Source organism: Methanococcoides sp. LMO-2 (assembly GCF_038432375.1).
Lineage (GTDB): Archaea > Halobacteriota > Methanosarcinia > Methanosarcinales > Methanosarcinaceae > Methanococcoides > Methanococcoides cohabitans.
In genome coordinates, this window is record NZ_JBCAUS010000002.1 from 868,717 (window position 1) to 894,706 (window position 25,990).

Here is a 25,990-nt window from a genome sequence, read left to right on the forward strand (position 1 = left end):
TAGAAATTACATAGATGTAAATGAGGTGTTTGTGCTGGAGACTATTGAGGACCGGGTAAAGGCGAGGCTTATCAAATATTTAGGCCGTGATGATACAGGTATACGTGAAGATGTGCTGAAGCTCTTCCTTGAAGGTGGAACTTTCACAACAGGTGATGTCTACAAGCATCTTAATGAAAAGGAATTTGATGTGAGCTACAGAGGTGTTTCAGCCATGGTTGGCCTCATGAACACCAGGCTTGGCATACTGAGTATAGACGTAACTGGCGATCATAATCTTTACCTGTTGAAAGAAGACTATAAACCTATAGTTAAAGCAGTTCTTGATAACTACTGAACACCGCATGGTGTTAACATATCTTTTTTGATCGTTCTTTGGGAGGAATCTTCATGATCAGATCCCTTATGAACCTCTTCTACAAGACCTATGAAAGGGCTCTTTCAAAAGATGTTAAGAGCGGAACTGTTCCCGAACATGTGGCCATAATCATGGATGGTAACCGCAGGTTCGCTAGCAGGCTTGGGAAAAGAACAAGCTATGGCCACTCAAAGGGCGCTGATGTGACTGAAAAAGTAATAGAATGGTCATATGACATCGGTGTGAAAGAACTCACAGTCTATGCCTTTTCCACAGAGAACTTTAACAGGTCTTCCGACGAAACATTGCAGCTGTTTGATCTTATCGGAAGTAAGTTCGATTATATGAGAGAGAACGAACGAACTCATGAAAGAGAGATAAGAGTGCGTGTTATAGGAGACCATTCCCTTCTTCCGGAAGAGCTTCAGAAATCTGCCAGAAAGATAGAGCAGGCAACAAAAGACTACGACAAATTCAACCTGAATGTTGCACTTGCCTATGGTGGAAGGCAGGATATCGTCCAGGCTGTCAGGAAAATGGCAGATAAGGTCCTTAAAGGACAAATATCACTGGAAGATATCAACGAATCCACTATTGCCGATCATTTTTATCCTTCAGAAGGTGCAGCAGTCTCTAATGTTGACCTCATAATACGTACAGGCGGAAACGAAAGGATATCCAATTTCCTCCCCTGGCAGGCTAACGGGAATGAATGTGCCGCATATTTCTGCGCACCTTTCTGGCCCGAGTTTCGCAGGATCGACTTCTTAAGATCAATACGTATCTACCAGGCACGCCTGGCTGAACAGAAGAAGAAAGAAAATCACCGAACAACCCATTTTCTTAAAGAAATTACCAAAACCGGTGATGGACATTGCCAATGATCCGACCTGATCGATCATGATCTGGACTATCTAACAAGATTCAGATCTAAAATAGGTAGTCACAAAGAAAAAGACAAATTGGAAAAAGTAGGGCCGCAGCGAAAGCAAACAACTCTGACGGGATGGAGGAACTACGGCCAATGTTTTAACGAGCTCATTTGTGGGCTCTTACGAATTCTTCAAATTGTTCATAGTATCTTGCTCTGTTTACCAGTTCTGTAAAGAAATCATCCATATTATTTCACCTCAAATACTACAATTACTTCTGGATATATTAATGACAGCCAAGCGGGGTGAAAGTATTCCAGTATCTTTCACAATGTGATATATTAACAGTATCCAATAGATCGATCAAGAACAACAATTTGATCAAATATTTTTAACTTCTCCATGTCAACAGAGGTTTTGAAGTTACTAACATGGAAAAATATATATAAGCTCCATGTCAATTGAGGTTTAAGGGCTAATTTCATGGAGTTTTCACAAAATAGAAAGTAAGACAAAATGAAATAAAAAAGACAAAAACGGGACAAAAAGGAGTCAATATTATGAACAACATATACAAGTACCTCAGATCTGCCACCACAGGCGAAGAGAAACCAGAAGAAAAACATGACATGAATGTGTTCATGAAGTCACAGGAACTGGCTGAAGAATTCGATATCAAATATGATGGGGAAAGTATTGTACCAACAGATACGAGCCTTGCAGACTCCGTATTTGAAGCTGCCATTCAGTTATTGACATCTGTGGGGATTTACTGCACAGATACAAAGAAAACGATACAGATCGAAGAAGAGGATATTACCAGATATCTAAACACTTCCGAAACGCTTGAGATCGGAAGAAAGAATGAAAAGGTCACAGTTCCCTTCAGGTACATTATGGATTCCGAACCTCCAGTCATAATCGGAGGACCCATGGGAGGTACTGTTTCCGAAGAGAATTTCCTTGAAGTACACGTGAGTTCCGCCATGGAGCCTATTGTACAGGGCATATATGCAGGTGCACTTGAAAAGATGGGAGGCAAAGGAATACGCGGGAAAACTCCATTTGAGATGCTTGCCGCACTGAAGGAAGCCAGGGAAGAAAGGCTTGCAACAAAACTTGCAGGTCGTGAAGGCCTCACATTGATGGGACCCGGAACACCAACCATCTCTCCCGCATATATGCTGGTTTCTTCTGAAGAACTGTACTCCAGTGCAGATGTCCAGGAGGTCTACCAGTTGGATGAACTTAAGACCGACTATGAGACATTTTACAAATCCATATTCCACCTTGAGCACGGAAACCATTTCCTGAGCGGCCAGTGTCCGGTATTTGGAGGAACAGGTATCGGTTCACCTGAAGGACTTGCCATTGTAGATGTTGCAGAGACCATCCAATCAAAGGTGCTCACCGGTGCCAGTTTGCATGTTTCCGGTGCGGTGCATGTGAATACGAACTCATCCTCAACAAAAGAGATCATGTGGGGATCTAACCTGTCTTCTCTTGCCATTTCACGCAACATGCACCACTACACAGCAAGATATTACTGGAACCTTGCAGGCTGCTGTACAGACATGATGTTCTATGAGACCGCTGCACAGGCCATCGGAGATACTGTTTGTGGAAGAGACATGCTGATTGGACCGGTAGGTGCCCGCGGAGCAGGCGCAGATCACTCAACAGGACTCGAGTCCAGGTTCATGGGAGAAGTTGCACATATGGCAACCGGACTTTCACTTCTGGAAGCAGATGAGGCTGCACGGAACATCTACAGGAAATATGAAAACCTGCTAGCGTATGCTCCGGAAGGCAAACCTTTCGGCGAATGTTATAACGTAAGATCGGAATATGAAATGAAACCCTCAGAAGAATATCTGGCCATCTACAGGGATGTATTTGCGGAAGTTAGCAAGTACTGTGGCATCGAGTGAGATTTGAGAGATTAACATGAATGATATATTTGGAACCGATGGAATCCAGATATTCAGGAATAGGGCAGCGCTTTCTCCAAGGTACCTTCCGGACAGGCTTATTGGAAGAGAAAAGCAAGTAACAGAACTTGCATCACTGATGAGGCCTGTCCTCCACCACGGAGAGCCTGCAAATGTACTGATATCCGGAATTAAAGGAACAGGCAAGACAACTGTTGTGAAATTTCTCCTGAAACAGCTGAGCACTAACATTGAGACGAAGGATCTTAGCGCTGTTCCGATCTTCATCAATTGCCGGAAGATCAGCACGACCAGCAAAATCATACTTGAGATACTGAACAAGGTATCACCCGAAACGGAAGTTCCAAGAACAGGACTCTCAATGGGAAAATATTATAGGGCATTATGGAAAGCTCTGAACGAAAAGAGGACCACAATCATTGTAGTACTTGATGAAATCGAATCTCTGAAAGACAAAAATGTACTCTATGAACTCAGCTATGCCGGCGAGAATATGAGCATCGAAGAAGACATATTCATAGGTATTATTGGAATTAGTGATGACATATTCTTTTACGCTAAGGCCGAGAATACTGTTCTTTCGGCACTCCAGTACAGAAACATAATATTTCCACCATATAGCGAGGAAGATGTTGAGCAGATACTGAATGACCGCTGTAAAATTGCGTTTGTGGAAGATGCTGTTGACAAGGGGATCGTTTCACTATGTACGAAGCTATCCGGGGTCGAACATGATTGCGGGAAAGCCCTGACCTTGCTGGAAAGAGCAGGTACCATCGCAGATATTTCGAATGAGGAAAGAGTAACTGAGAAACACGTCTTGCTGGCAAATGAAGAAATGGGAGAAAAGGACCTGTTAACCTCACTGGAAAACCTGCCCATCAATTCAAAACTTGTTCTTCTCAGCATCATCCGACTTACAGAGGAACTAAACGATAAAGTAACAACAGGCCAGATAGAAATGCTCTACAGGAAGTACTGCGAGCAGATGGGGACAAACCCTCTGGGACGTACCAGCGTATCAGGGATCGTCTCAGAATTCGATATGATGGGTATTATTTCAGCACCTGTGCGTAGCAGGGGTAGGCATGGAAAGACACGTTTGGTATCAATCAGGAAGAAACCAAAGAAAATAGAAGACATACTCTACATGGACTACAGGCTTAAAGAACTGTGTGATGCCAGCATAATTTAACTGAACCTAAACAACGGAGATGAATATGAAATTAAATCTTGGAATTGATGCAGGTGGCACCTATACAGATGCAGTTGTTGTAAAGAGCCCGGAGGATACAATAATTGCGTCCTATAAGGCACTCACAACCTATCCCGATCCACTGGAGGGTATACGGGAAGCACTTGACGGCATTGATCAGGAAATACTTTCACAGGTAGAGGTGGTATCAGTTTCCACCACCCTTTCAACCAACACGATCCTGGAAGGCACCGGGTTCCCCGTGGGACTCATCCTTGTGGGGGATTATTTTACCAGTACTGACCTTCCCACAGAACATTTCGTACAGGTTAAAGGAGGTCATGACCATAAGGGATCTGAAGCAGAACCATTGGATGAAAATGCAGTAAAGGAGTTTGCACACAGGGCAAAGGAAAATGTCTCAGCTTTTGCAGTCTCATCTTATTTTAGCATCCGCAACCCTGAACATGAACTGAGGGTCAAGGAGATCATCAGGAAGATCACAGGCATGCCTGTGGTGTGTGCACATGAGCTTTCACAGGATCTCGGAGCATTCGAAAGAGCTGTAACAGCATTCTTTAACGCACAATTGCTTCCCATAACAGAGAAGTTCATGTCCAGTGTGGAATCTGAGATAAGAGGTCGCGGCATGGAATCAAAGATATTCATGCTCAAATGTGACGGATCTGTGATCGGAATCAAGGGTGCACTGGAAAGACCGATCGAATCCATATTCTCAGGACCTGCAGGAAGTCTGGTAGGTGCTTCATTCCTCTCAAAGAAAGATAGCTGCGCAGTCATAGACGTAGGTGGAACAAGTACTGATGTGTCCGTGATAAGAAACAGCATACCCGAAATGAGTGACTCCGGAGCTGTAGTAGGTGGATGGAAGACAAGGGTCAAGGCCATAAGGATGGAAACCTCGGCACTTGGAGGAGACAGTGATATCTGGATCGCTTCAGGAAAGCTCAACTTCGGACCACGAAGGGTCATTCCTTTATGCAGGGCAGCAGCACAGTTCCCTAAATTCCTTGAGCAGATAGCAACCAACCCGATGCCTTCCAAAGCATTACTGGGGAGAAACTTTCAGCCTACCAAGTTCTACATAAGGACAGAGTATGATCCCCTTGAGCTAACTGATCTGGAAACAGAGATCCTCAATGCAATTCCTGCTGAGCCAACATCCCTCAAGGAGATACGATCACGTATCAATAAATACCCGGCATCAAAACATCTGGATACACTCATGCAGAAAAGGCTGATACAACCTATCAGTTTCACACCCACGGATGCCCTGCATGTGCTTGGAGAGTATACGGAATACGATGCAGAGGCTTCACGCATCGGTGCAGAGCACCTCGCCCCACTTTATAAGATGAAAGGAGATGAGTTTGCATCCCATGTGAAGAGAGAGTTTGCCAAGAACATGGCAGCAGATCTTGTTTCATTTTTCCTTGAAAAGATATCGAGAGAGGAAATACGCAATATATTCGATGCAGAATCACCAATCCAGTTCAAGGTACATGTACCAGTGGTGCTGATCGGTGGCCCCGTGGTAGCATATCTTAAAGAGATGAAGGAACTGATAGATGCAGAGATAATCCTGCCGGAATTTGCAAATGTGGGTAATGCTGCAGGGGCATTGGCTGCAAAAGGAATCAGGAGAGTCGAAATATTAATACGACCGGCATCCATGGCTGCGCCGGAATGGGAGTTCTATGTATATTCCGAAAAAGGAAGAGAGAACTTCTACGAATATGAAGATGCAGTGGAACATGCAATCAGTATTGGTAAGGATACTATCTATGAATACATGAAAGAAGCAGATCTTGATCCGGATTCAGTCAAGATAGACATCAAAAAGGATGAAGTGCTTCTTGAAGGGCATGATACGATAGTGGAAACCAGGATCGTTGTAATGGGCGTTGCTGAGCACATTGAAGAAGAGCAATAAAAGACACCTACTCCACGGGATTGCATTCAGAGAGATGCTTTTGCATTCTCTCTTCTTTTTTCGGATTTTTCAGTTAATGGTACATAGCAAATGCTATCGATCATGAACCGCTAAGCAAAAGTGCCAGAGTGAAAACATAAGTTTGTTAGAATAATAGAATAAGAAAGATGGTGCGGGAGGTGTGATTCGAACACACGAACTCCTACGAGACTAGGCCCTCAACCTAGCGCCTTTGGCCTGGCTGGGCAACCCCCGCAAAGTGGATGTTGTTGATTTATCGAGTTACCGTCCTGAAAGATCTCAGGACCGTGTTGTTTCGGAATTGACCGAAATTAGTTTGGTGCGGGAGGTGTGATTCGAACACACGAACTCCTACGAGACTAGGCCCTCAACCTAGCGCCTTTGGCCTGGCTGGGCAACCCCCGCAAAGTGGATGTTGTTGATTTATCGAGTTACCGTCCTGAAAGATCTCAGGACCGTGTTGTTTCGGAATTGACCGAAAGTGGTTTGGTGCGGGAGGTGTGATTCGAACACACGAACTCCTACGAGACTAGGCCCTCAACCTAGCGCCTTTGGCCTGGCTGGGCAACCCCCGCACGCGGGATCTTCTGAAATTAAATAAAGTAAAAAGGAAATTGGTATTTCCGATTTACAGTGTGCTCAGGATGTTTTGCATCTCAGAGGCTTTTCCTTTAATCGTATTCACTGCATTTAAGATTAACTGTTGAGCAGTGTATGAACCATCGGATTCCATAGTGAAAATGAAAGATTTTTCATCTGCACCAACGGTAATGGCATCTATATCGCATGAATCCTGGCATAATCTGCACAATGAACACCTGAGAAGGTCCTCTTTGGCGACCTCAGCAGATTCCTCACCGAGCTGAATTATGTTCCTTGGACATGCATTGACGCATATGCCGCACCTGTCGCATCCTTCAATGGTAATAACAGGCATGTTCTTGTAGCCACAGGCAACGCCTGCCTGCCACTTTGCATGCTCATTACCATAGCCCATGTGTGCAATTGCTTCAAGAACGACCTTCTGGCCGGTCCTTAGATCAATTATAGGGATGGTCTTGTCTGCTGGCTGTACATTTGGATCAGATGAGACGATGTCACCGGAATGAACGATGACCTGCTCCTCTTCACCTGCTTCAGCGCTGAGAGTCAAGGAAACAGTACATGCAGGACAGCCAGCACCTTCACAGGTACACTTATCCTGCGGCACGAAGTCCTCAAGACTGGATGTGAGGGGGATCAGACCCAACCTCAATGCCAGCTGTTCGTCATACAGAACAGAAGTATTATTATAGATATTCACGTCATCGATCGCTAGCGTAGGTACATCTGCGAGCATAGCCCTGCGGACACCATTTGCAAAAGCTGCGGTTGTGCCGGATAAAATGAACTTTGCTGATCTATCGGATAACTCAAGTATATCTATTTCCATTGGAAAACCTCTGTTCTTTGTGATTATACACGCCTTCCGCCTTTTGGACGAGTTCCATCGTGTGGTACTGGTGTAACGTCTTCGATCCTACCGATCCTGACGCCTGCCCTTGCGAATGCCCTGATCGCAGCCTGTGCGCCTGGACCCGGACTCCTCTGCTTGTTTCCTCCAGGTGCTCTGACCTTGATGTGAACACCCTCGATACCCTTGTCTTTGAGGGTATCTGCAAGCTGGCTTGCCATCTGCATAGCAGTATATGGGGAACTTTCATCCCTTGCTGCCTTTACAACCATTCCACCAGAGGATTTTGCGATGGTCTCTGCACCAGTGAGATCTGTCACGGTGATGATCGTGTTGTTAAATGAACATTTGATGTGTGCAACACCCCAGATTCCGTTTGCCATATTTTACTCCTCCTTATTCCTCTACGATTGATGATGCGATCTGTGCAGGTCTTTCCGGGTGAGCTTCCCTGGAAATTGGAGACTTACCGTAGTAGTCGATTGCCATTTCCTGCTCCTTTGTGACCATCATACCAGGAACTGTTACCCTCTTTCCATCGATAGCGATGTGACCGTGGGTAATGAACTGCCTTGCCTGACGTGCAGTGCGGGCAAATCCAAGCCTGTGGACCTGTGTCTGAAGCCTGCGCTCAAGGATTGCTTCGGTCTGGAGACCAAGAATATCATCAATGTTAGAGTCTGATTTCAGAATTGAGAACCTGATCAGTTTTGCAAGGATCTGGTCTGCTTCTGTCTTTGCATGACCTGTAAGTTCGGACTCTGCGGATTCAGCAAGGAGACGCCTTGCGTCTGCCCTGAACCTTCTCAGTACACTGTGAGATTTCCAGAGTTCCTTCTTGTTACGGAGACCATACTTTTTAACGAGCTCAACCTCAGTAGCCATCCTGGCAGCTTGCCAGGGGTGCTTTGGTGTATCATAAGATTTTGTACTTTTACCAGGATATACCATATTGCATCACCTTCATTTCTTCTTCCTTACACCAATGGTGCTACCACGTCTTCCTGTGGACTTGGTTCTCTGTCCTCTGACCTTGAGACCTCTCTCATGTCTGAGACCACGGTATGCACGTGATTTCTTGAGGTCGTTAAGATCCTCTTTCAGGGTCATGATAATATCCTGACCAAGAAGGTGTTTGCTGTCACCAGATATTGGGTCGCGCTGCCTGTTGAGCATCCATATAGGAAGGTTCTGCTCGAACTGTGCAATTGCAGAATCAAGTTTTGCGATGTCCTCATCAGGGAGGTAACCGATCACTGCGTCCGGATCAACGCCGGTACTGTCTACTATAACACGAGAGGTTCTTAATCCGATACCACGGATACCGGTCAATGCGTACTTTACCCGCTGGCTTCCCTGCAGGTCAGTATTCATTATACGAACCAGATGTCTAATTTCTTCGTCTGCCATATAATATCCTCCTTAAGGGTGAATCAACACCCCGTAGCCTCGGAACCCATTGGTTCCGACACAGCCTTGTGGCTTTCTAAATTTTTATAAATTCAAAAGCGACTTCGCTGAATATGCGATTTCTGGTATATAACCTTATTTATTGCAATTCTTTGGCATGTTAGCCAAAAAATTCCTTATTACGCCATCCCAGAGAATATACCATCAAACAACGATCTCGTATATATTCATGTCGAACCCCGCTTAAGGGATTTAAATGCAGGCAATTGTCATAGAAAAGATCAAAGTGGAAAACCATATCAAAATGTCAGGTCTCAAATTTAAGATACTTGCCAAACGAAATATGATCCGTTACTGCTAGAAGGGCACCTGCAATAATGAACACACAACCAAGGATTGTCTCAGCAAAGATAGCACTATGAAGGATGGTATAATCAAAAAAGATACCACTTACAGGCTCCAGCATTGCCAGTATACTGGCAGCCTGTGTCCTCACCCTTGAAAGTCCGTTGAAATACAGAACCCCGCTTATACTCGTGTTCACCAGACCAAAAAGAAGGAGCATCAGGAAATTCTCCCTGAGAACCGGAATGGAAACCGTTGGAGCAAAAGGCACGAGCACAACAACACAAAATACCGTTGCCCAGAAGAATTGTGAAAAGCCCGAATATTCATCCCTCACATAACGTGCAGTCATAATGATGAAACTAAAAGAGATTCCTGACAGGATACCTGCTGCCATACCAATAAAATGAATATCATCCATACCTGAACGAACAAGTGTTGCAGGATCAACAATGAGAAGAATACCGATCATGGAAAGTAACAGCCCAACAAGACCTGATCGTGTCACCCTCTCCCCCAGCACGACCGGAGACAGTATGGTCACATACATGGGTGCTGTATATAGCAGAAGTATCGCTATCGAAAGACCTGAATAAATGATACATGTGAAATAGAAAGATATGGTCATCAGTTTGAAAATACCAAGAAGCAACAGGTGACGCCTCTTACCACCCAATCGGAGAATTCCCAGATTACCCCGGAGATACAAATAGACCAGCATAAAGAATATGCCTATCAGAAGTTTATAGAATATAATAGGCAGAGTGCCCATATCATGTATAAATGCAAGGAATACACCCACCATCCCATAGATGATACATCCGGCAGTGATCTCCATGTAGCCCTTTACAGGTGATGAACCCATGAGAAGCACATATAGAATTAACACTATATAGAACATCACCACCATCATCGGCATAAATAAATACCTGATGTTTCAATTTCATGGATAGGAGTTAATAAAATGGATATCGTATCATTATTCCCGGGATTTGGAATATCACATTTATTCGCATCAATACTTTTCTACATATACTTTGCCTATTCACTGCAGGTTATCGCTGGAAAGACACAGACAGAAGGTTGGTGGATGGCCTGGATACCTATACTGAACCTTGTCCTGATGGTAAGGATATGCAGATTTTCACTTTTCGCAGTAGTACCATTTTTCATACCTTTCGTGAACATACTATATCTCGCATACATCTGGGGACAGATCGCATTTGCCGTCAACAAGTCTAAATGGTTGGGACTGGTCATATTAGTACCAGTCCTCAATCTGGGATTACCCGGATATCTCGCCTTTTTTGAGTATTGAAGTGGAGGCAGTCAGATCCATGGAAAGGAGCATAAAAGCAGTACTCTTTGACATGGACAACACCCTTTTTGATTTTCTGGAAGCAAAGCTTACCGCGTGCAAAAGGATGGTAGAACATCTGGGAGGAGGGGATCCTGAGGACATGCTGGGATATTTCCTGCGTGGAACACCCGGATTTGAAGACCTCGAGAACATCAGGGACTACCTTCTGGACAACGAACTTTACTCCGAAGAGGATTACGAGATCTGCTGCAGGATCTACGAGACCATCAAACTGGAAGCCCTTGTGCTTTACCCGGGAGTGAAGCAGACACTTGAAATCCTCAAAGAAGAACACATTACCCTGGCACTTGTCACCGATGCTCACTCCAACAATGCTATGAAAAGACTCGAGAGGATGCAAATAAAGGAATATTTTGATATTATAGTTACCAATGACATGACAGGTGCCAAAAAGCCTGACCACAAAGTATTCTATTTTACACTTGATCTTCTGGACATTAGCCCGCAACAGGCACTTTTTGTAGGAGACAGCCCCGGAAGGGATATAGAACCGGCAAGAAAAATAGGAATGATAACCGCTTACGCAGCTTATGGGGACAGGAGGCACTACTCCGATAACGTTGAAGCAGATATCGTCTTATCAGGGATTACAGAAGTCCTTGACATTGTACTCGAAAATAAAAAAATAGGGGAGAATGTAAAATAATTCTACTCTAATTCTCCCGGAGCAATAATCTTATTCCTTTTTTAACGATTTTCTGAAATTAAGAAGCACACAATGATCCATCACATTCCTTTTAGTTTACCAGTATCTGCCTCATAGGCAGCCACTGCGTTCGGAGCACCCTGCAGTAATTTCCTGATCCTGTTGTAGACACTGGGAACCTTCTCCGAATCGAGAGTGTCAAGCATGTCAGCAAGTATTGAGACCAGAGGAATATGGTATTCTTCCTCCATCAGGTCGATATTTGCGAAGACATTGAGAAGATTTGTGGTACTGTACTCATTGACAGAAGAAAGTTTGAGCAATATCGAATGCAGAAGTTCACGCCCTTCCCCGGTCTGTAAGGAGATCTTCCTGTTCCTGCCAAAACCACCATACAGAGCACGTTGATCGTTAGCCTGCTCAATGCGGAAGGAATCCGAAGCTTCAATTTCCTTTACAATAGAGACAGCATCAGAACTGCTATTTCCTGCAACTATTGAAAGGAAGGCCTCCCAGGCAACAAGGTTCTTCCTGGAATCTTCCATGAAATCCCAAAGCAATTCCATCTTATCCTCGGCAGAACTGTTGATGTAACAGTCAAAAGCCACCAGTCTGTCACTTGCACAGGATGCCTCAAAGAACTGCTTCTTGCACAACTGATGTACGAACGGAGTATCAAGGTTAGTAATGATACGCAATACAGCGTTCTTCACCTGACGTGCCTTGATAACGCGTGCATGCTCCTCGAGAGTATCGTCCTGAGGTATTGCTACCTTCAGGTATTTGTGATATAAATTAAGCATGGAAACCGTATTATTTCTCGCAATACCTTCAAGAATACGTTTTTTCACATCATAGAGAAGCTGGTAACTGTGTGCAAGCCGTTCATCCTCCACCGACTCAAAGATAGCAAGGAACTGACCGCCAACATCTTCCATCAACAGATCATCGTTGATCAGGTCATTGAACAACTCAATGAACATTTCGGACACCTGCGCCTGTGGATTAGCTATCAGACGCATCTTTTCCCTGTCAACAAGAGTGTAATAGGCAATGAAACGGTTGATCACATCGCTGTCCTTTCTAACCTGCAGCAGAAGCTCCTCATCGGAAACCTCACGAACCACCTTTCCATAGAACGAATAGTCGCGGTTCACAGATACAAAGGCCGGTGCCTCAACATTCTCTACAAGGATGCTGGCATCCACCGAATCGATCCATTCATTGATCTGCACAATATCATTTCCATCCTCATCCACAAGAGCTGCAACAAAGGGGAATTCCCAGTGTTTTCCACCTTCAGGAACATCTTGATGGATATCCAGCGTAAAAGAACTGTCCTTCGGATCGTATGAAGTATCAACATGGACCATTGGGAATTTAGTCTGTGACAGCCAGGTCTCGGACATTTCGGAAAAGTCCATTCCGGAAACCTCTTCCATGGTCTTCAACCAGTCAGAGCCTGTGGCATTGGAGTGGCTGAACTTCGTATGATAAACATCAAGAGCACGGGCAAAGACTTCCTTGCCCATCAGCGTTTCCAGCATCCTCACAAATTCGGGGGCCTTGACATAGGTCACTGCTGTGATCAGGTCATTAGGATCATTGAAACCTTCAGGAACTATGGACATGGAAGCGGCACCACTGTCGAGTGCAAAGGTACCAACTCCGGGTGCCAGAAGGTCCAGGACATTAGACAAACGGCTGTAATTCTCCCCGAAGATGAAAGCATGGAACTGATGCTCTATGTGAACGGTCACCGCCTCATTGAGCCATATCTCGAACGGACTCCACCCTGTGACCTCGGAACCATTAATGTTATGATAGTATTCATGGACCTTGACCCGCACCATGTATTCGAATGAAGGGTCTGTGGTCTCCGGATAAGGCATGATACGGTTGGTCGTTATTGTAGTGTTACCTACATTCTCCATACCACCAAAATCGGAGTTCTGCATCCCGATCTCGCGATAGACGGTTCCAGTGTACTTGTAACCCATAATAAGTGAGCTGTCAAGTTTTTTCAGCTCATCACGCATGAACTTCAGGTCATCAGTGTTGCCTTCTGATTTAAGTGCATCACGTACCCTGACAAGATCATATATCTCCTTCCTTTTGTCAATGTCATTATACTGCTCAGGGCCTGTGAAAAGATATGTCCACATCACAGAGTCATAGATCACATCCAGTGCCTTTTCTGCAGGATATACCTCGGACTCCGGTGGCACCAACAGCTCCAGATTGAAGGTGTGGCCGTCAGGATATTCGAACTCCCTTGTGAAGGTACGATAGGTGCCAACCCCGAGGAAGAAAAGGTAAGTTGCCATTGGTGTGACGGAATTATCATAGACGATCTTTGCCCTGCCATTACCTACAGAGTGTTTTTCCTCCACCACATCCCCATTTGTGATGAGATTGGTATATCGCTCATCTGCAATGATGGTGGTCGTATAAGTGCATTTGGCAGTCATGTCATCGATACATGGAACGATACGCTGGAATCCCCACTGCTGACACTGTGTTATCTGCTGAGGAGGTGCGCCTGCAGGTGTTTCATCATAATAGAGACCTTCAAGGATATTACGTGTCGGTTTGCACACCGTTTCCGTATGGATCACAAGTTCAGTATCAGAAGGCACCTGACAACCAAATTCTATGGATAGGATGTGCTCATCCTTCCTGTAATCATAGGATACATCATAATCCTCACAACTGATCATCTTAATTTCAAGATCACGGCAGTTCAGGTCAAGAGACCACATAGGCTCTTCAAGAGTCCTGACCTTAAGGTCAGAGGTCACGTAAGTGTGATCATCATATACATCGAACAAAAGGTCCATGTGGATGACCCTGACAGTCAGTTCTCCAAAATCCTCCGGGTAATACTTGTAGATACGTTCCATTCTTTCACACCTAGTTTTCTAAAGTACTGTTAGCTTAAACAATTTTCTAAAAGAAACCATAGAACAAAGAACCAGACTTCGCTATTGATTTATAAGATAGTACAAGAACATAAGGTTAACAGAAATGTTTCTCTGAATGACATTTTACAATTAAATCTTAAAGGTGATCAAATGACAGACCAGAAGAAAATACTCATGGTAGTGGCACAGGAAAATTTCAGGGACGAGGAATTTTTTGAACCAAAGGAAGTGTTCGAGAAAAGTGGTGCAAAGGTCACCGTCGCTAGCAATAAAACTAAGAAAGCAAAAGGAATGCTCGGAGGAAAGGTCAATCCTGACATCAGTATCTCCGATGTGAACATCGATGAGTATGATGCTATATCCATTACCGGTGGTGGAGGTGCCAAGCAGTATCTTTGGGACAACAAGGAACTGCAGGATATTGTAAGAAAAGCTAACGAACAGGGCAAGGTCGTAGCTGCGATATGCATATCACCGGTCGTACTCGCAAATGCAGGCGTCCTTGAAGGAAAGAAAAGTACCGTGTTCAAGAACGATGAAACCGTCAGGATACTTAAGGAGAAGGGAGCCAAACACAAAGACAAAGGTGTGATCTCAGATGGAAATATCGTCACCGGAAGAGACCCGAAAAGCGCAACAGAATATGGCAAAGCTGTTCTAAAAACTTTAAACTAATTTTAAAAAAAGATAGGTCAGAGGGACAAAGATCAGTCCCTCTTTACTAAAATTGCAAGCGCTGCAAAGATCACTACTACGACCGGAGCGCCGATCGCAGGGATCTTGTCAGCAGGTTCATCGGAATCTGAATCGCCTTCGATCACTAAATTGAAGAATTCTTCTGCCATGTCAAGATCGGACTCTGCACGTACCATATTATGGATACCAAGGCTGCCATCATTCCCAACTTCTGTAAGATAGAAAAGTCCGTTGTTATAGTTGGCAAGCTGTGTTTCATAGGCATCTGTTCCATTGAAGCTTTCAAGAGCAACGTTTGCCCCTTCCTTCAACGTGTTAAGGTCAGATATCCTTTGGGATATAGGTTCCTGCTTTTCTTCGATCAATGATGCTAATTCGTCCTGATGGCACATATAACAGCCATTGGAAGAATCCGGATCTGAAAGGGCCACTACATCAAAATCGAAATTATGACCTGTTGTCATTCCGCCATCTGATGGTACCATTGACATGTGGCAATCAACACAGCCCAATTCAGGGTGAGTCCCATCCTCATATATTGATGTGCTGACCATTTCCCACTGCGCATGCCTTACAACATCAACAGTTCCGTCTGCTACAACACCTTCTGTGTTATGACAATTAGAACAGAGAAGCGTACTATCCTCAACCCTCAAAGAACCCTCATGAGGATCATGACAGGCAACACAAGCTATCGACCATTCGGTCACTTCAATGTCATGGGCAGCTTCCTCGTTCAGCATATACGTTTCCGGTTCCTCAAGATTCAATATCGCACCATCTGTGCTCTTACATACAACACAGGAAACATCCGAATGCAGCACATAGGGCTCTGCGATCTCAGTTGGTTCGGAGTGGCTTGCCATTACTTCCATATCGAAATCAGCTCCTCCAAACTCGTTCCACTCAGCAAAGATGGCAGCGTGACAATCGGCACACACCTCAGAAGACAGATCTGCAGATGGGACTGAAGCAGAAGGTTCCGCAATATGACCTTCAAAATCAACATCTGCAGGAGTATGGCATATTCCACAATCGGCAATTCCATGAGCCGAAGAACTCCACTGATCATATGATTCCTGATGACAGTCCGCACAATCCTCAAAATCTGCCGCTATACACACAGTTGCAAATAAAATTAAAACCGTTGAAACTAACAATATTGTTTTTGTTATGTCCCCCAACATACCTATCACATAAGATAATGTGGGTTTTCGGGATAAATACATTTCCGAACAAATTTAGAAGTAAAAGGGAATCATATATTGATTGAGATTTACTCTCGTCTGAAGTATACCCCTAAATCAATTAAACCCATACATTTATATTTTATTTTACATTATCTAAAAATATATCATATTTTGGCTGTGGGTATATGGAAGATACAATCGAAAATCAAAACTACAAAAGCAAATCCTTACAATAGCTTTATCGTGTTATCCCCTTTGTGATGTTGTTCTTATCCTGGGAAATTTTAGCAAGAACAATTCTTGCAACATATGAGGTTCCACCCTTTTCCACTATAGTCCAGGTTTTGTCATTAACATTGGTCTATCAGCTTATGATCACACTTGTTTTTTCGTTTTTGGAGTTATTGATAATATTGGCAATTGGTTTACCATTGGGTAAACTCATGTACACATCCCAAAGGCTAAAAACCGCCATTAATCCAGCATTATGGTTCCTCGTTTTCGCAATTGGAGCAGCAATTATGGTAAATGTGCCAATTCTGATCGTTCTTTTTGGCCTTTCGCGACTTCTAATCTTCCTGCAATCGATAATAGTCCCTATTTTAGTAGTTATATTAATCTCTGGTAATGGTCACCGACTGGATGCAATTAAAATTGGATATCTACTATGCTTATTTTTCCAGATCATGGGAGAAATGTTATTTGGAGCAACGAATGCTGGAATTGGACACATGCTTTCATGGTCTTATTACCTGCATGATTTCCCAAGATTATATTCAGCACTAATGCTGATTGGACTTGGTGGTATGTTTGTTGAAATATTCATTGGATATATCGGAAACAAATTGAAGATACAATAAACATTGGCGCAATTCAGAATACCTTAAACCAAGGACGTTACATGATCATGAGAGAAATTGTAAGATGTAATTCAATTATGGCACCCTGAATGCAATGCATTCTGAAGAGTTACCTGTATATGCAGGTATAAAACATGAAATAATAGACACTGAAATAAGAGAAAAACGCCGAGGGGGAGATTCGAACTCCCGAGGGGACAGGCCCCACAAGCTTTCCAGGCTTGCGCCCTACCACTAGACTACCTCGGCAAAAAAGCCGTATTTGTGCTGACCGGCGTTTATTTTGCCTTCCAGCAGCTTGGATAAATAGCGGCATCCATTATTACTCTTTCGGTAATACAGGCGATACCGTGATCATTGTCCCAAAGTTCATCGGAATCCATGGACGCCCTGCATAGTGCCACAGCTTCCCCTTTTAGTGTGAAAAGAGCTACCTTGTCGTCTTTTTTGATACCTTTGGTAAAAGATAAAACTCCTGAAACTGCAAGCTGTGCACCCCTGCATACCGCATCAACTGCAGTATCACGGATGACAATGCGGGGCAGATGGGACAGACCCACCTCCATAGGAAGTATCAGTTTCCTGAGCTCGGCCTCATCGTTGTCTTCCTTCCAGAAAACACAGGCATCCTTAAGATCATACAGAGTTACCAGAGTATCCTCCCTGAACGGACCTGTACCCGTCCTGCGAAGCTGCTTCATATTGGCACCACAACCCAGGATAAGACCAATGTCATGGCAAAGCTTACGCAGATATGTTCCTGCCTCACAGCCGACCCTCATGAGCACTTCCCTGCCGTCGATCTCCAGGACATCAAGATAATAGATGTTCCTGATCCTTAACTGCCTTTTAACTGCAGAGATAACCGGAGGGGTCTGGTAAATAGGACCTTTGAAGTCTTTGCATACACGCCTGATCTTAATCTCAGGAACATCACTATGAAGATGCATGAGGCAGATGTACTCCTTGCCTGAAAGGCGCAGGGCTGAGACTGCTTTAGTAGCCTTACCAAGCATCACCGGAAGTACACCTGTTACACCCGGATCAAGTGAACCGGAATGACCGGCTTTGCTCACACCAAGCATATCCCTTATCCATGCTGTCACTTCATGACTGGTAGGACCTGCGGGCTTGTCAATGTTAACGACACCCATATTAATATACTCAAGAATAGGACGTTCTTCCGGCCTGCAGCCGTATGCGGCATTAGTAGTGGCATGTGCCTTAACTACCATCATGTCCACATCTTTGGAATTACCTGATGAAACCATAGCAGTACCTGTAAATTATTTATTCAAACCCACCACAGGCATCAATTGCCTGCTTAAGGATAGCTGTGATAGCGAACTGATCCCAGCGAGTGGAGTCAATTACAAGATCATAGATAGAAAGATCATTGATATCAATTGAATGGATCTCTTTGTAGCGCAATGCTTCTGAAGCCTCGCGTTCCAGAGTTTCCTGCATGCGTACATCAAAGGATGAACCTTCCCTTACGACAATCCTCCTCACACGCACTTCCATAGGTGCCTTGATCCATACCTTCAAGGCATTTCCAGCCATGTGACCTGCAAGACGCCCTTCGAGAATAAGACCATCGGAATTATTAGCGATCTCAGATTGCCTCTTATCGATCTCAATGTCGATAGAAGGATCAGATTCTGCCAGGCTTCCAAACTCTGAAAGGGTCATTCCGCGTTCTTTTGCAAGACCCCTGAAAACATCTCCTGCTGAGATCATCTCAACGGAATAATGTTCTGCCAGAAGCTTACACACGGTTGTGGTTCCACTTCCAGGCAGTCCACTAATAGTTAAAAGCATGCTTAGACGCCACCAATATCCAGTGCTTTACGCACTACCTGGCTGATAGCCAGTGATGTGATGAAATACCAGAATATCCAGTACTGGATCGGTCCCAACACAGTGGAAACAAGTTCCTGCTGTCCCCAGAATGGGAATACAAGTGAAGCTCCCGGATGCAGGCTGATGTAATGGTATGCCCACATGAAAAGTGGAAGGGAGATTATACTGATATATGCCATCGGTTTGAACTGCTGCTTTGACATTTCCATCTGGTCAGACATCATGTCAGCACGCTGTTCTTCCAATTTTTTTACCAGATAGGTGTTCTGTGCAAGCTGTGCCTCACGGAACTCCTTCTGGAAGGACTTCATACGTTCCTGTGTGTTACGCATGAGCTTCCAGTCAATAGTATATTTCTGAATAAGTGATGCATACAAAGCAGTGATCGCTGCCATGATGAACAACATTATGTGGAAGTTGCCATCACCGACCATGGCACTTATTGGGTCCATCAGGACACCAACGATAGCTCCGATACCTTCCCTGCCTTCCTCACCGAGAACAAGGATACCTATCATCAGAGAAATACCGACTGCCAGTACAAATCTTTCTGCTGTTTTCTTGAAATTTGAATCTGCCATGCATCATCACCTTCGGATAATTTACTTGTACTGGTCAAGGACTTCACAAATATCTGAAAAGACACGATCGATCTCGCCTGCACCATCGATGTTCACAAGAATGTTCTTCTCATTGTAATAATCAATAAGTGGCTGTGTCTTCTCCTTGTAGGACTCAAGTCTCTGCCTGATGACATCCTCTTTATCGTCATCACGCTGGTAGAGCTCTGCACCGCATGAGTCACATACACCTTCTTTCTCAGGAGGGTTGAACTTTATGTGGTAGCTCTCACCGCAGTTGCACATGAACCTGCCGCAAAGGCGGATCACAAGCTCCTCATCAGCAACATCGATATTAAGAACTGCTTCAAGAGGCATATTGATCTCATAGAGGATCCCTGAAAGTGCATCTGCCTGTGGAGTTGTCCTTGGGTATCCGTCAAGAAGATATCCTGCCTTGCAGTCATCCTCTGTAAGACGGTTCTTAATAATTCCGATAAGTACTTCGTCAGGAACAAGTTCGCCCCTGTCCATATAGCCCTTAGCTTCGCGTCCTAGTTCTGTACCATCACGTACGTTTGCCCTCAAAATATCACCGGTAGATATGTGAGGGATCTGATAATGTTTAGCCAGTTCTTTGGCCTGGGTGCCTTTTCCTGCACCCGGCGGACCAAATAAAACAACATTCATTGATATATCTCCATTTTTCGTATTAATCCTGTCCGAAGAAGGATCTGACCATTGGATGCATTTCCATCATCTGTTCAGATGCAATATCCTCATACAGACGGTATACAATACTTACTGTAAGCAGCAATCCTGTTCCACCTGCACCACCAATGGTACCCAGCAAACTTGCCAGAAGTGTAAGTCCGCCAATGAAAGCACCACCAATAATGGTTACTTTGGGAATGTACCTCACCATGACCTTTTCGATACTTCCGACATTACGCCTGAAACCAGGGATCTGCATTCCTGAATTGAAAACCTTCTGAGCAGTTGGTTTTGCACCCATGCCAGTGGTCTCGATCCAGAACAGAGCGAATATTATACCACCAACGATCAGGAAGAGAGCATCAACAAGCACATGCAATCCTATCTGCCAGCCTGCAGGTACAGGTGCTCCATATCCTGTGAATGACTCCCTTACAAGTGAAGGGATCCAGTCATACGGACTGTTTATCGGTGAAAGATAGTACATCAGACCATTGATAGGAGTGGAACCATTGTATTCACCCAGGAAGGTTATGCCACGTCCTGAAAGCAACAGACCGATCATCTGTATGTTCGCCTGCAATGCCCTGACAAGGATCATTGGAAGAACGGATGCATAGATAAGTTTTACAGGGAATCTTCCCCTTGCGCCCTTTACAGCACTGTGGGCCAGTGGGATCTCAATGCGGGTACTTTCCACATATACGACCAACAGGAAGATAGCAACTGTACTTACAAGTGCCAGAATTCCACCTCTGATAAGGAGGAACATCATACCATCGCCTGTGAAAATATAATCCAGTCCTACATTCTGAGCTATATAGATCCACTTTGGAAGTATTCCAATAGGAAGACCTGCTGTATCAAGTTCCCAGTTGAACAATCCGGTCACGATCTGCTGTGAAACACCAGCAACGATGAACAATCCAACACCTGAACCAATTCCCCATTTTGACACGATCTCATCCATAAAGAGGATCAGCACACCGCCAATACATATCTGGAGGAAGATGATAAGTGTGACAACTCCAAGACCAACACCGAGAGCTGACGCTACTCCGGCATCCGGCTGTATGTAACCTCCTACGATCTGTGGAAGGGCTTCAAGCACGATCATTACAAAGACCATGAACTTCTGTGCGCCCTGGAAGAAAGCCTGATCTGCAGGATCAGACATGTTAAGCTTGATAACATCAGCGCCTACAAGAAGCTGAAGGACAATCGATGCAGTAACAATAGGACCAATACCAAGAAGCATTAGTGATCCTGATGCTCCGGCAAAGAACGCTCTATATTGTTCGAACAGGTCGATGGAATCACTTGAAAGACCAAATAGAGGTACATTTGCAAGAGCAAAGTAAAGTACCAATATTCCAAGAGTCCATAATAACTTGTTCTTAAAATGCACATGCCCCTCCGGACTTGCAACGGCGGGCAATCTGTTAAAAAACGGTTCCAAACTCTCCCTGAGACTCATTAACTACACCTTTATTCGGATTGAAAGTCAAACAGACTTTCATATAATACAAATTAATCAGCAGTAATAAAAACGCAACAAATATAAAAGTAATGTCTGTAACAGACATTACTCTTCAATTTCTACGCAGGATCCACCTGCATTTTCGATCTTGTCCCGTGCAACTCCGGAGAAGGTGCATGCTGTAACAACCATATTCTTTGTTACTTTTCCGGTACCAAGAACTTTTTCAATTTCAAGATCTGCAAGGTTGATGACATATGCACCATCTTCAAGCTGTGCAAAGCCATCTTCTACAAGCTGATCTGCAAGTTCGTCAAGTTCACCGACGTTCACGACTGAAACATCGCGAATCATCTTCAATGGACGAGAGAATCCACGGTTGCTTCCGCGTGTGTATCCGCCCTGAAGAGCCCTTGTGAAGTGGTGTTTGTTCTCACCGGACCTACCACGTCCACCACGGTTACCTGCACCACGGCGATTCTTGGTAGTACCGCCACCACAGGTACGTGAACCCCTGAACTTCTTTGTGTTGGTTTTGTTGCTCATAGTAACATCACCTCATCTTGTTCAAAAGTGTCTTTATGTCTTCACCATGGTTTCCAAGGACACCGCCCTGCTGAGCAGTCCTCTTAATACCAGCGTGACCCTTCCTTGGTGGGTGAAGCCTGAATACCGGCTTCAGACCTGGAACATCAGAGATCTTTGCATTGTCGTTGACAAGAGCTTCTGCAAATGCTTCAATGGATTCGAACTCGGAGTTCTCCTTAACATATGCATCTGTCAGGCGTGCATTGCCCTCGAGTCTTCCGCGCTTACCAAGTACCTGTGCCAGAGTGTCAGCATCAACGGTACCGTATGCAATGTAATCTTTTGCTTTCAGGATCATACCCTTGTTGTTAGGGTTGTCAGCAAGGAATACACAGTGGTTGACCTTGTGAAGGCGAAGCATACCGAGGGTATCCTCGATCTCACCACGAACGTGCACCTGGCCTCTCATTCTAACTACTGCGAACATCTTCATGCCTCCTGCTCTTCAAATACAATTGGCCTTCTGACAGTACCTGTGTTCATCAGGGCATTGTATGTTGCCTTTGCGAAGTTGAGAGTTGTCCTTGTCTGACCTTCTGTACGGGTCCATACGTCCTTGACACCTGCTTTTTCAAGCACTTTCTTTGCAGTGCCTCCAGCAGCAAGTCCAAGTCCACGTGGAGCAGGCTTGAGTACTACAGTTACACTACCTGCCTTTCCATTGACCTCGGAAGGAACGGTGTGTGGAAGTCCACAACCGCATTCCCATGAACCGCATCCACGATTGATACGTGTGATGTTGATCTTTGCGTTGTCAATAGCTTTCCTGATAGCAGGTCCTACCTGTACATCCTTTGCCTGACCAAGTCCAACAAAACCATCGCCGTTTCCAACGATAACGGTTGCCCTGAACTTGACACGCCTACCGGAGTCGGTCATCCTCTGGACCATGTTGATATCGAGAACTTCGTCCTCCAGATCAGGTAATAATATATCAACTATTTTTGATTCCCTTATAGGGAGACCGGAATCCATGGCTTCATCCATGGAAGTAACCTGTCCTTCTGAAACAAGCGTACCAAGCCTTGTCTTGGGTACCCATTCCTCATTATATTCATATGCCATATAACCACACCTTAACTGAACTCTGCAAGGATCTTTTCCTTTACTGCTTCGAACATCTCAGGCAGATTGGATCCTTCCATATATTCTGCGACGTGTTCTCCTCTTATACGCTCATCAGATGGGAATACTGAAGGATTGTGAGGCACATCGAGTCCTGCATCGACAACACCTTTGAGTGCTGCATATACACGACATCCTGGTGATGATGCCTGAAGTCCCATATCCAGTACACCGCTCTCATAGCCTTCTTCAAGTGCCTTGTATCCGAACAGGAGACCTGTCAGATATGCTGCGGTTGTATTACCGGTTGCTCCCTCGTATCCGTATTTCCCGAGCTCTGTAGAGATAGCTGACGATAATGTCATATCTCCCTTTGCATCTGGTACCACAAGTTGCAACTGCATGTGCCTTGTGCTCTTGCGCACAACTACTCGATTCTCTTTTGACAGAAGCAACCTGAGTCTCTGGTGATAATCTGTACGCCCTTCCCTTCGTCGCCTGAAAGCGACTTTATAACGGGGTCCTGTAGCCATATTAGATCCTCCACATCAGCTTAACATGTAAATTTGTCTTCATTATCTATTCCTCAGGCTCATTCCGTCTTCTTAATATCAAGATGCGCTTCCATATGAGCCAGGCTTCTATACTCGCCACCCTTTGCTTTACGGTAGACCTTGCAGTATGTGGACTTGTCAAGTGTACCATCAGCACGAAGCTCCTTAAGCCTCCTTCTGATTGCACGGATCTTCTTCATCCACTGCTCTTTCCTAGGGTTACGTGCACCCTTTCTACCTTTACGGGAACCATGACCCTTGCGGTGGCCGTATTTGCGCTTTGCATCCCTTTCTCTTGCACGTCCGCGGCTAACACCTTTCACAGCTTCTGCTTTTATGCTTCCGCTTGCGATAAGGCCACGGATGTCTTCCCTTGTGATAGCAACTGCGATATCAGCAGATGCTTCAGGATCCATCCAGACCCTGTGAACTCCACATCCCAGGACCTTTGCTGCAAGTTTTTTCTGGTTAGAGAGATCTGTCATCTTACTCACTCCTGGTAGGGTTCAATATCTTAATACCCATTTCAGTTGCTTTTGCTTCGATGAGCGCTTTCTTTCTTGCACCAACGGTTCTTGCGATCCTGATAGCTTCGAGGGAAGCATCAACATTATCAACGTCTGCAACAGTTTTCACAAGGACTTCTGCATACCCGGATGGGTGGAGACCTTTTACTGCTGCAGGACTGCCATAGCCTACCTGTGCACGAGCACCTTTTGCAGCAATGTGTCTGCGCTGTTTGCCCTGAAGACCTCTTGGTCTTCTCCAGTTGGAATCAAGACGCTTGTACTTGTGTGAATCAGTCCTCTTGAAGGCAGGTTTTTTACCTTTCTGAACTTTCCTTACCTTGAAAAGCCTCTTGGACTCTTCATCAAGTGCAAGTTCGGTGGCTGCTGCTTCTTTCATGTTAGTTTCATTAACTGTATCTTCCATTCAGATCACCTACACTTTCTCTCTCATACCCTCTTCTCAACGATGTATATACCATCCTGGAATACACGTGGGTCAAAGCGCTTGATCTTTGTCTTCTGCTCGATGTTAGCAGCGGTCTGACCGACATCTTCCTTGTTGATACCGGAAACGATCACTTCATCGCCACTTGCTTTTACAGTTGTCTCACCGAGGATCTTGGAGACCCTTGACTTCTTCTCACCAAGGAAGTTACTGATAATGAACTGCTTACCCTCTACCTTAAGCTGCATAGGGAAGTGAGAGTAGACCACTTTCATGCGGTACTCAAAGCCGTTCACAACACCGTTCATCATGTTGTTGATGTGAGAAGCAAGTGTTCCGACCATTGCTTTCTGTTTTTTTCTCGATGAAGCAGAGTCAACGGTCACTTCTGAGCCGTCCACTGTGATGTTCACACCTGGATACCACACAAATCTTGTGTTGGTACCTTTGGGCCCTGAAGCGGACAGAACGTTATTTTCTAACGTTACTGTCACACCTTCAGGAATCGAGATTATTTTTTTGATTTCTTTTGCCATATCATCTCACCCTTAAATTAGTACACAAATGATAATAACTGTCCACCAGTGTTATTCTCACGAGCCTCGTACTGGGAAACTACTCCCTGGGAGGTTGTGAGGATCAGAACACCAAAGTTCTTTGCTGGAAGGAACTGTTTCTCCCATCTCTCGAAATCGGTTACTCCAACTGAATAACGTGGCTTGATAGCTCCACACTTGTTAATACGTCCAATAAGTTCTACTGTATATATTCCAGCCTTACCATCTTCCACAAACTCGAACTCACCGATGTATCCACGGTCCTTCATGACCTTGAGTACATTTCCGATGAGCTTTGATGCCGGCCTGATGGTGCAGGAATCTTTACCAACAGCTTCAGCGTTCTTGATAGTTGATAACGCGTCAGCAAGAGGATCCAATAATACCATATCTGTTCA

The 25,990-nt window shown here is 44.7% G+C and carries 29 protein-coding genes and 4 tRNA genes; 9 read left to right on the forward strand and 24 right to left on the reverse strand.

The window, feature by feature from the left end:
• Positions 1-25 precede the first annotated feature (25 nt).
• The 5 genes from WOA13_RS04465 to WOA13_RS04485 all read left to right on the forward strand — a co-directional run bounded on the left by WOA13_RS04465 (position 26) and on the right by WOA13_RS04485 (position 6,331).
• Positions 26-337, forward strand: a complete 312-nt coding sequence (locus WOA13_RS04465; protein ID WP_197072223.1) for a DUF2551 domain-containing protein — start codon at positions 26-28, stop codon at positions 335-337.
• A gap of 53 nt (positions 338-390) precedes the next feature.
• Entirely contained in the window at positions 391-1,242 is an 852-nt protein-coding gene (uppS, locus tag WOA13_RS04470) for a polyprenyl diphosphate synthase (RefSeq protein ID WP_342126763.1), read from the forward strand.
• A gap of 548 nt (positions 1,243-1,790) precedes the next feature.
• Positions 1,791-3,161, forward strand: a complete 1,371-nt coding sequence (locus WOA13_RS04475; RefSeq protein ID WP_342126764.1) for a monomethylamine:corrinoid methyltransferase — start codon at positions 1,791-1,793, stop codon at positions 3,159-3,161.
• A 16-nt stretch (positions 3,162-3,177) separates the two neighbouring features.
• Positions 3,178-4,377, forward strand: a complete 1,200-nt coding sequence (locus WOA13_RS04480; protein WP_342126765.1) for a Cdc6/Cdc18 family protein — start codon at positions 3,178-3,180, stop codon at positions 4,375-4,377.
• A 25-nt stretch (positions 4,378-4,402) separates the two neighbouring features.
• On the forward strand, positions 4,403-6,331 hold the full coding sequence (locus WOA13_RS04485) for a hydantoinase/oxoprolinase family protein (RefSeq protein WP_342126766.1): 1,929 nt from the start codon (positions 4,403-4,405) through the stop codon (positions 6,329-6,331).
• Positions 6,332-6,499: 168 nt separating this feature from the next.
• Here WOA13_RS04485 and WOA13_RS04490 read toward each other — a convergent pair.
• The 8 genes from WOA13_RS04490 to WOA13_RS04525 form a co-directional block, all read right to left on the reverse strand.
• Positions 6,500-6,587, reverse strand: a tRNA-Leu gene (locus WOA13_RS04490).
• A gap of 82 nt (positions 6,588-6,669) precedes the next feature.
• Positions 6,670-6,757: transfer RNA gene (locus WOA13_RS04495), tRNA-Leu, on the reverse strand.
• An 82-nt stretch (positions 6,758-6,839) separates the two neighbouring features.
• Positions 6,840-6,927: transfer RNA gene (locus tag WOA13_RS04500), tRNA-Leu, on the reverse strand.
• Between the two features lie 53 nt (positions 6,928-6,980).
• A complete protein-coding gene (locus WOA13_RS04505; RefSeq protein ID WP_342126767.1) occupies positions 6,981-7,784 on the reverse strand; it encodes a DNA-directed RNA polymerase subunit D in 804 nt (267 codons plus the stop codon).
• 23 nt (positions 7,785-7,807) lie between these two features.
• Positions 7,808-8,188, reverse strand: a complete 381-nt coding sequence (locus WOA13_RS04510; RefSeq protein ID WP_048204861.1) for a 30S ribosomal protein S11 — start codon at positions 8,186-8,188, stop codon at positions 7,808-7,810.
• Between the two features lie 13 nt (positions 8,189-8,201).
• The gene (locus tag WOA13_RS04515) at positions 8,202-8,756 is read right to left on the reverse strand and encodes a 30S ribosomal protein S4 (RefSeq protein WP_342126768.1); all 555 of its coding nucleotides are present in this window, start codon (positions 8,754-8,756) and stop codon (positions 8,202-8,204) included.
• A gap of 12 nt (positions 8,757-8,768) precedes the next feature.
• Positions 8,769-9,215: a 30S ribosomal protein S13 gene (locus WOA13_RS04520; protein WP_342126769.1), complete on the reverse strand. Its 447-nt coding sequence runs from the start codon at positions 9,213-9,215 to the stop codon at positions 8,769-8,771.
• 307 nt (positions 9,216-9,522) lie between these two features.
• The gene (locus WOA13_RS04525; protein WP_342126770.1) at positions 9,523-10,461 is read right to left on the reverse strand and encodes a DMT family transporter; all 939 of its coding nucleotides are present in this window, start codon (positions 10,459-10,461) and stop codon (positions 9,523-9,525) included.
• A gap of 63 nt (positions 10,462-10,524) precedes the next feature.
• Here WOA13_RS04525 and WOA13_RS04530 point away from each other — a divergent pair, with 63 nt between their 5' ends.
• Together WOA13_RS04530 and WOA13_RS04535 are read left to right on the forward strand one after the other, a co-directional pair.
• A complete protein-coding gene (locus tag WOA13_RS04530; RefSeq protein ID WP_342126771.1) occupies positions 10,525-10,878 on the forward strand; it encodes a DUF5684 domain-containing protein in 354 nt (117 codons plus the stop codon).
• 19 nt (positions 10,879-10,897) lie between these two features.
• Positions 10,898-11,587 carry an HAD family hydrolase gene (locus WOA13_RS04535; protein ID WP_342126772.1) on the forward strand — a complete coding sequence of 230 codons (690 nt, stop codon included), beginning with the start codon at positions 10,898-10,900 and terminating at the stop codon, positions 11,585-11,587.
• A gap of 80 nt (positions 11,588-11,667) precedes the next feature.
• On the opposite strand, the gene WOA13_RS04540 is transcribed toward WOA13_RS04535, so the two are convergent.
• On the reverse strand, positions 11,668-14,490 hold the full coding sequence (locus WOA13_RS04540) for a M1 family metallopeptidase (protein WP_342126773.1): 2,823 nt from the start codon (positions 14,488-14,490) through the stop codon (positions 11,668-11,670).
• Between the two features lie 171 nt (positions 14,491-14,661).
• Here WOA13_RS04540 and WOA13_RS04545 point away from each other — a divergent pair, with 171 nt between their 5' ends.
• A complete protein-coding gene (locus WOA13_RS04545) occupies positions 14,662-15,186 on the forward strand; it encodes a DJ-1/PfpI family protein (protein WP_342126774.1) in 525 nt (174 codons plus the stop codon).
• 32 nt (positions 15,187-15,218) lie between these two features.
• Here WOA13_RS04545 and WOA13_RS04550 read toward each other — a convergent pair whose 3' ends face one another.
• Positions 15,219-16,331, reverse strand: coding sequence for an ammonia-forming cytochrome c nitrite reductase subunit c552 (locus tag WOA13_RS04550; RefSeq protein ID WP_342126775.1), 1,113 nt, complete (start codon positions 16,329-16,331; stop codon positions 15,219-15,221).
• A gap of 326 nt (positions 16,332-16,657) precedes the next feature.
• On the opposite strand from WOA13_RS04550, the gene WOA13_RS04555 reads away from it, so the two are divergent.
• A complete protein-coding gene (locus WOA13_RS04555) occupies positions 16,658-17,257 on the forward strand; it encodes a hypothetical protein (RefSeq protein WP_342126776.1) in 600 nt (199 codons plus the stop codon).
• Positions 17,258-17,423: 166 nt separating this feature from the next.
• Here WOA13_RS04555 and WOA13_RS04560 read toward each other — a convergent pair.
• The 14 genes from WOA13_RS04560 to WOA13_RS04625 all read right to left on the reverse strand — a co-directional run bounded on the left by WOA13_RS04560 (position 17,424) and on the right by WOA13_RS04625 (position 25,981).
• Positions 17,424-17,506 (reverse strand) — tRNA-Ser (locus WOA13_RS04560).
• Positions 17,507-17,535: 29 nt separating this feature from the next.
• Positions 17,536-18,528, reverse strand: coding sequence for an RNA-guided pseudouridylation complex pseudouridine synthase subunit Cbf5 (locus tag WOA13_RS04565; protein ID WP_342126777.1), 993 nt, complete (start codon positions 18,526-18,528; stop codon positions 17,536-17,538).
• Positions 18,529-18,547: 19 nt separating this feature from the next.
• A complete protein-coding gene (gene cmk, locus WOA13_RS04570) occupies positions 18,548-19,078 on the reverse strand; it encodes a (d)CMP kinase (protein WP_342126778.1) in 531 nt (176 codons plus the stop codon).
• Between the two features lie 2 nt (positions 19,079-19,080).
• Entirely contained in the window at positions 19,081-19,701 is a 621-nt protein-coding gene (locus tag WOA13_RS04575) for a DUF106 domain-containing protein (RefSeq protein WP_342126779.1), read from the reverse strand.
• Between the two features lie 21 nt (positions 19,702-19,722).
• On the reverse strand, positions 19,723-20,370 hold the full coding sequence (locus tag WOA13_RS04580) for an adenylate kinase (protein ID WP_342126780.1): 648 nt from the start codon (positions 20,368-20,370) through the stop codon (positions 19,723-19,725).
• A 22-nt stretch (positions 20,371-20,392) separates the two neighbouring features.
• On the reverse strand, positions 20,393-21,871 hold the full coding sequence (secY, locus tag WOA13_RS04585) for a preprotein translocase subunit SecY (RefSeq protein ID WP_342126781.1): 1,479 nt from the start codon (positions 21,869-21,871) through the stop codon (positions 20,393-20,395).
• Between the two features lie 108 nt (positions 21,872-21,979).
• Positions 21,980-22,420, reverse strand: coding sequence for an uL15m family ribosomal protein (locus WOA13_RS04590; RefSeq protein WP_048204847.1), 441 nt, complete (start codon positions 22,418-22,420; stop codon positions 21,980-21,982).
• 7 nt (positions 22,421-22,427) lie between these two features.
• Entirely contained in the window at positions 22,428-22,889 is a 462-nt protein-coding gene (locus WOA13_RS04595) for a 50S ribosomal protein L30 (protein ID WP_342126782.1), read from the reverse strand.
• A 2-nt stretch (positions 22,890-22,891) separates the two neighbouring features.
• On the reverse strand, positions 22,892-23,527 hold the full coding sequence (locus WOA13_RS04600; RefSeq protein WP_048204845.1) for a 30S ribosomal protein S5: 636 nt from the start codon (positions 23,525-23,527) through the stop codon (positions 22,892-22,894).
• A gap of 11 nt (positions 23,528-23,538) precedes the next feature.
• On the reverse strand, positions 23,539-24,060 hold the full coding sequence (locus tag WOA13_RS04605; RefSeq protein ID WP_342126783.1) for a 50S ribosomal protein L18: 522 nt from the start codon (positions 24,058-24,060) through the stop codon (positions 23,539-23,541).
• 59 nt (positions 24,061-24,119) lie between these two features.
• Complete coding sequence (locus WOA13_RS04610; RefSeq protein ID WP_342126784.1) at positions 24,120-24,566, reverse strand: 50S ribosomal protein L19e; 447 nt, start codon at positions 24,564-24,566, stop codon at positions 24,120-24,122.
• Between the two features lies 1 nt (position 24,567).
• Entirely contained in the window at positions 24,568-25,014 is a 447-nt protein-coding gene (locus WOA13_RS04615; protein ID WP_342126785.1) for a 50S ribosomal protein L32e, read from the reverse strand.
• 23 nt (positions 25,015-25,037) lie between these two features.
• Positions 25,038-25,571 (reverse strand): 50S ribosomal protein L6, encoded by a 534-nt coding sequence (locus WOA13_RS04620; RefSeq protein ID WP_342126786.1) that lies wholly within the window; start codon positions 25,569-25,571, stop codon positions 25,038-25,040.
• 17 nt (positions 25,572-25,588) lie between these two features.
• On the reverse strand, positions 25,589-25,981 hold the full coding sequence (locus tag WOA13_RS04625; RefSeq protein WP_342126787.1) for a 30S ribosomal protein S8: 393 nt from the start codon (positions 25,979-25,981) through the stop codon (positions 25,589-25,591).
• Positions 25,982-25,990 lie beyond the last annotated feature (9 nt).

Bases quoted from the DNA above. Each gene is read 5' to 3' on its own strand.
- WOA13_RS04600 (WP_048204845.1), bottom strand. From the start codon at position 23,527: ATGGCATATGAATATAATGAGGAATGGGTACCCAAGACAAGGCTTGGT.
- WOA13_RS04590 (WP_048204847.1), bottom strand. From the start codon at position 22,420: ATGAGCAACAAAACCAACACAAAGAAGTTCAGGGGTTCACGTACCTGT.
- WOA13_RS04605 (WP_342126783.1), bottom strand. From the start codon at position 24,060: ATGGCTACAGGACCCCGTTATAAAGTCGCTTTCAGGCGACGAAGGGAA.
- WOA13_RS04535 (WP_342126772.1), top strand. From the start codon at position 10,898: ATGGAAAGGAGCATAAAAGCAGTACTCTTTGACATGGACAACACCCTT.
- WOA13_RS04520 (WP_342126769.1), bottom strand. From the start codon at position 9,215: ATGGCAGACGAAGAAATTAGACATCTGGTTCGTATAATGAATACTGAC.
- WOA13_RS04485 (WP_342126766.1), top strand. From the start codon at position 4,403: ATGAAATTAAATCTTGGAATTGATGCAGGTGGCACCTATACAGATGCA.
- WOA13_RS04475 (WP_342126764.1), top strand. From the start codon at position 1,791: ATGAACAACATATACAAGTACCTCAGATCTGCCACCACAGGCGAAGAG.
- WOA13_RS04575 (WP_342126779.1), bottom strand. From the start codon at position 19,701: ATGGCAGATTCAAATTTCAAGAAAACAGCAGAAAGATTTGTACTGGCA.
- WOA13_RS04510 (WP_048204861.1), bottom strand. From the start codon at position 8,188: ATGGCAAACGGAATCTGGGGTGTTGCACACATCAAATGTTCATTTAAC.
- cmk (WP_342126778.1), bottom strand. From the start codon at position 19,078: ATGCTTTTAACTATTAGTGGACTGCCTGGAAGTGGAACCACAACCGTG.
- uppS (WP_342126763.1), top strand. From the start codon at position 391: ATGATCAGATCCCTTATGAACCTCTTCTACAAGACCTATGAAAGGGCT.
- WOA13_RS04505 (WP_342126767.1), bottom strand. From the start codon at position 7,784: ATGGAAATAGATATACTTGAGTTATCCGATAGATCAGCAAAGTTCATT.
- WOA13_RS04565 (WP_342126777.1), bottom strand. From the start codon at position 18,528: ATGGTTTCATCAGGTAATTCCAAAGATGTGGACATGATGGTAGTTAAG.
- WOA13_RS04620 (WP_342126786.1), bottom strand. From the start codon at position 25,571: ATGGCAAAAGAAATCAAAAAAATAATCTCGATTCCTGAAGGTGTGACA.
- WOA13_RS04525 (WP_342126770.1), bottom strand. From the start codon at position 10,461: ATGTTCTATATAGTGTTAATTCTATATGTGCTTCTCATGGGTTCATCA.
- WOA13_RS04610 (WP_342126784.1), bottom strand. From the start codon at position 24,566: ATGACAGATCTCTCTAACCAGAAAAAACTTGCAGCAAAGGTCCTGGGA.
- WOA13_RS04545 (WP_342126774.1), top strand. From the start codon at position 14,662: ATGACAGACCAGAAGAAAATACTCATGGTAGTGGCACAGGAAAATTTC.
- secY (WP_342126781.1), bottom strand. From the start codon at position 21,871: ATGAGTCTCAGGGAGAGTTTGGAACCGTTTTTTAACAGATTGCCCGCC.
- WOA13_RS04595 (WP_342126782.1), bottom strand. From the start codon at position 22,889: ATGTTCGCAGTAGTTAGAATGAGAGGCCAGGTGCACGTTCGTGGTGAG.
- WOA13_RS04530 (WP_342126771.1), top strand. From the start codon at position 10,525: ATGGATATCGTATCATTATTCCCGGGATTTGGAATATCACATTTATTC.
- WOA13_RS04515 (WP_342126768.1), bottom strand. From the start codon at position 8,756: ATGGTATATCCTGGTAAAAGTACAAAATCTTATGATACACCAAAGCAC.
- WOA13_RS04615 (WP_342126785.1), bottom strand. From the start codon at position 25,014: ATGGAAGATACAGTTAATGAAACTAACATGAAAGAAGCAGCAGCCACC.
- WOA13_RS04555 (WP_342126776.1), top strand. From the start codon at position 16,658: ATGTTGTTCTTATCCTGGGAAATTTTAGCAAGAACAATTCTTGCAACA.
- WOA13_RS04540 (WP_342126773.1), bottom strand. From the start codon at position 14,490: ATGGAACGTATCTACAAGTATTACCCGGAGGATTTTGGAGAACTGACT.
- WOA13_RS04580 (WP_342126780.1), bottom strand. From the start codon at position 20,370: ATGAATGTTGTTTTATTTGGTCCGCCGGGTGCAGGAAAAGGCACCCAG.
- WOA13_RS04480 (WP_342126765.1), top strand. From the start codon at position 3,178: ATGAATGATATATTTGGAACCGATGGAATCCAGATATTCAGGAATAGG.
- WOA13_RS04625 (WP_342126787.1), bottom strand. From the start codon at position 25,981: ATGGTATTATTGGATCCTCTTGCTGACGCGTTATCAACTATCAAGAAC.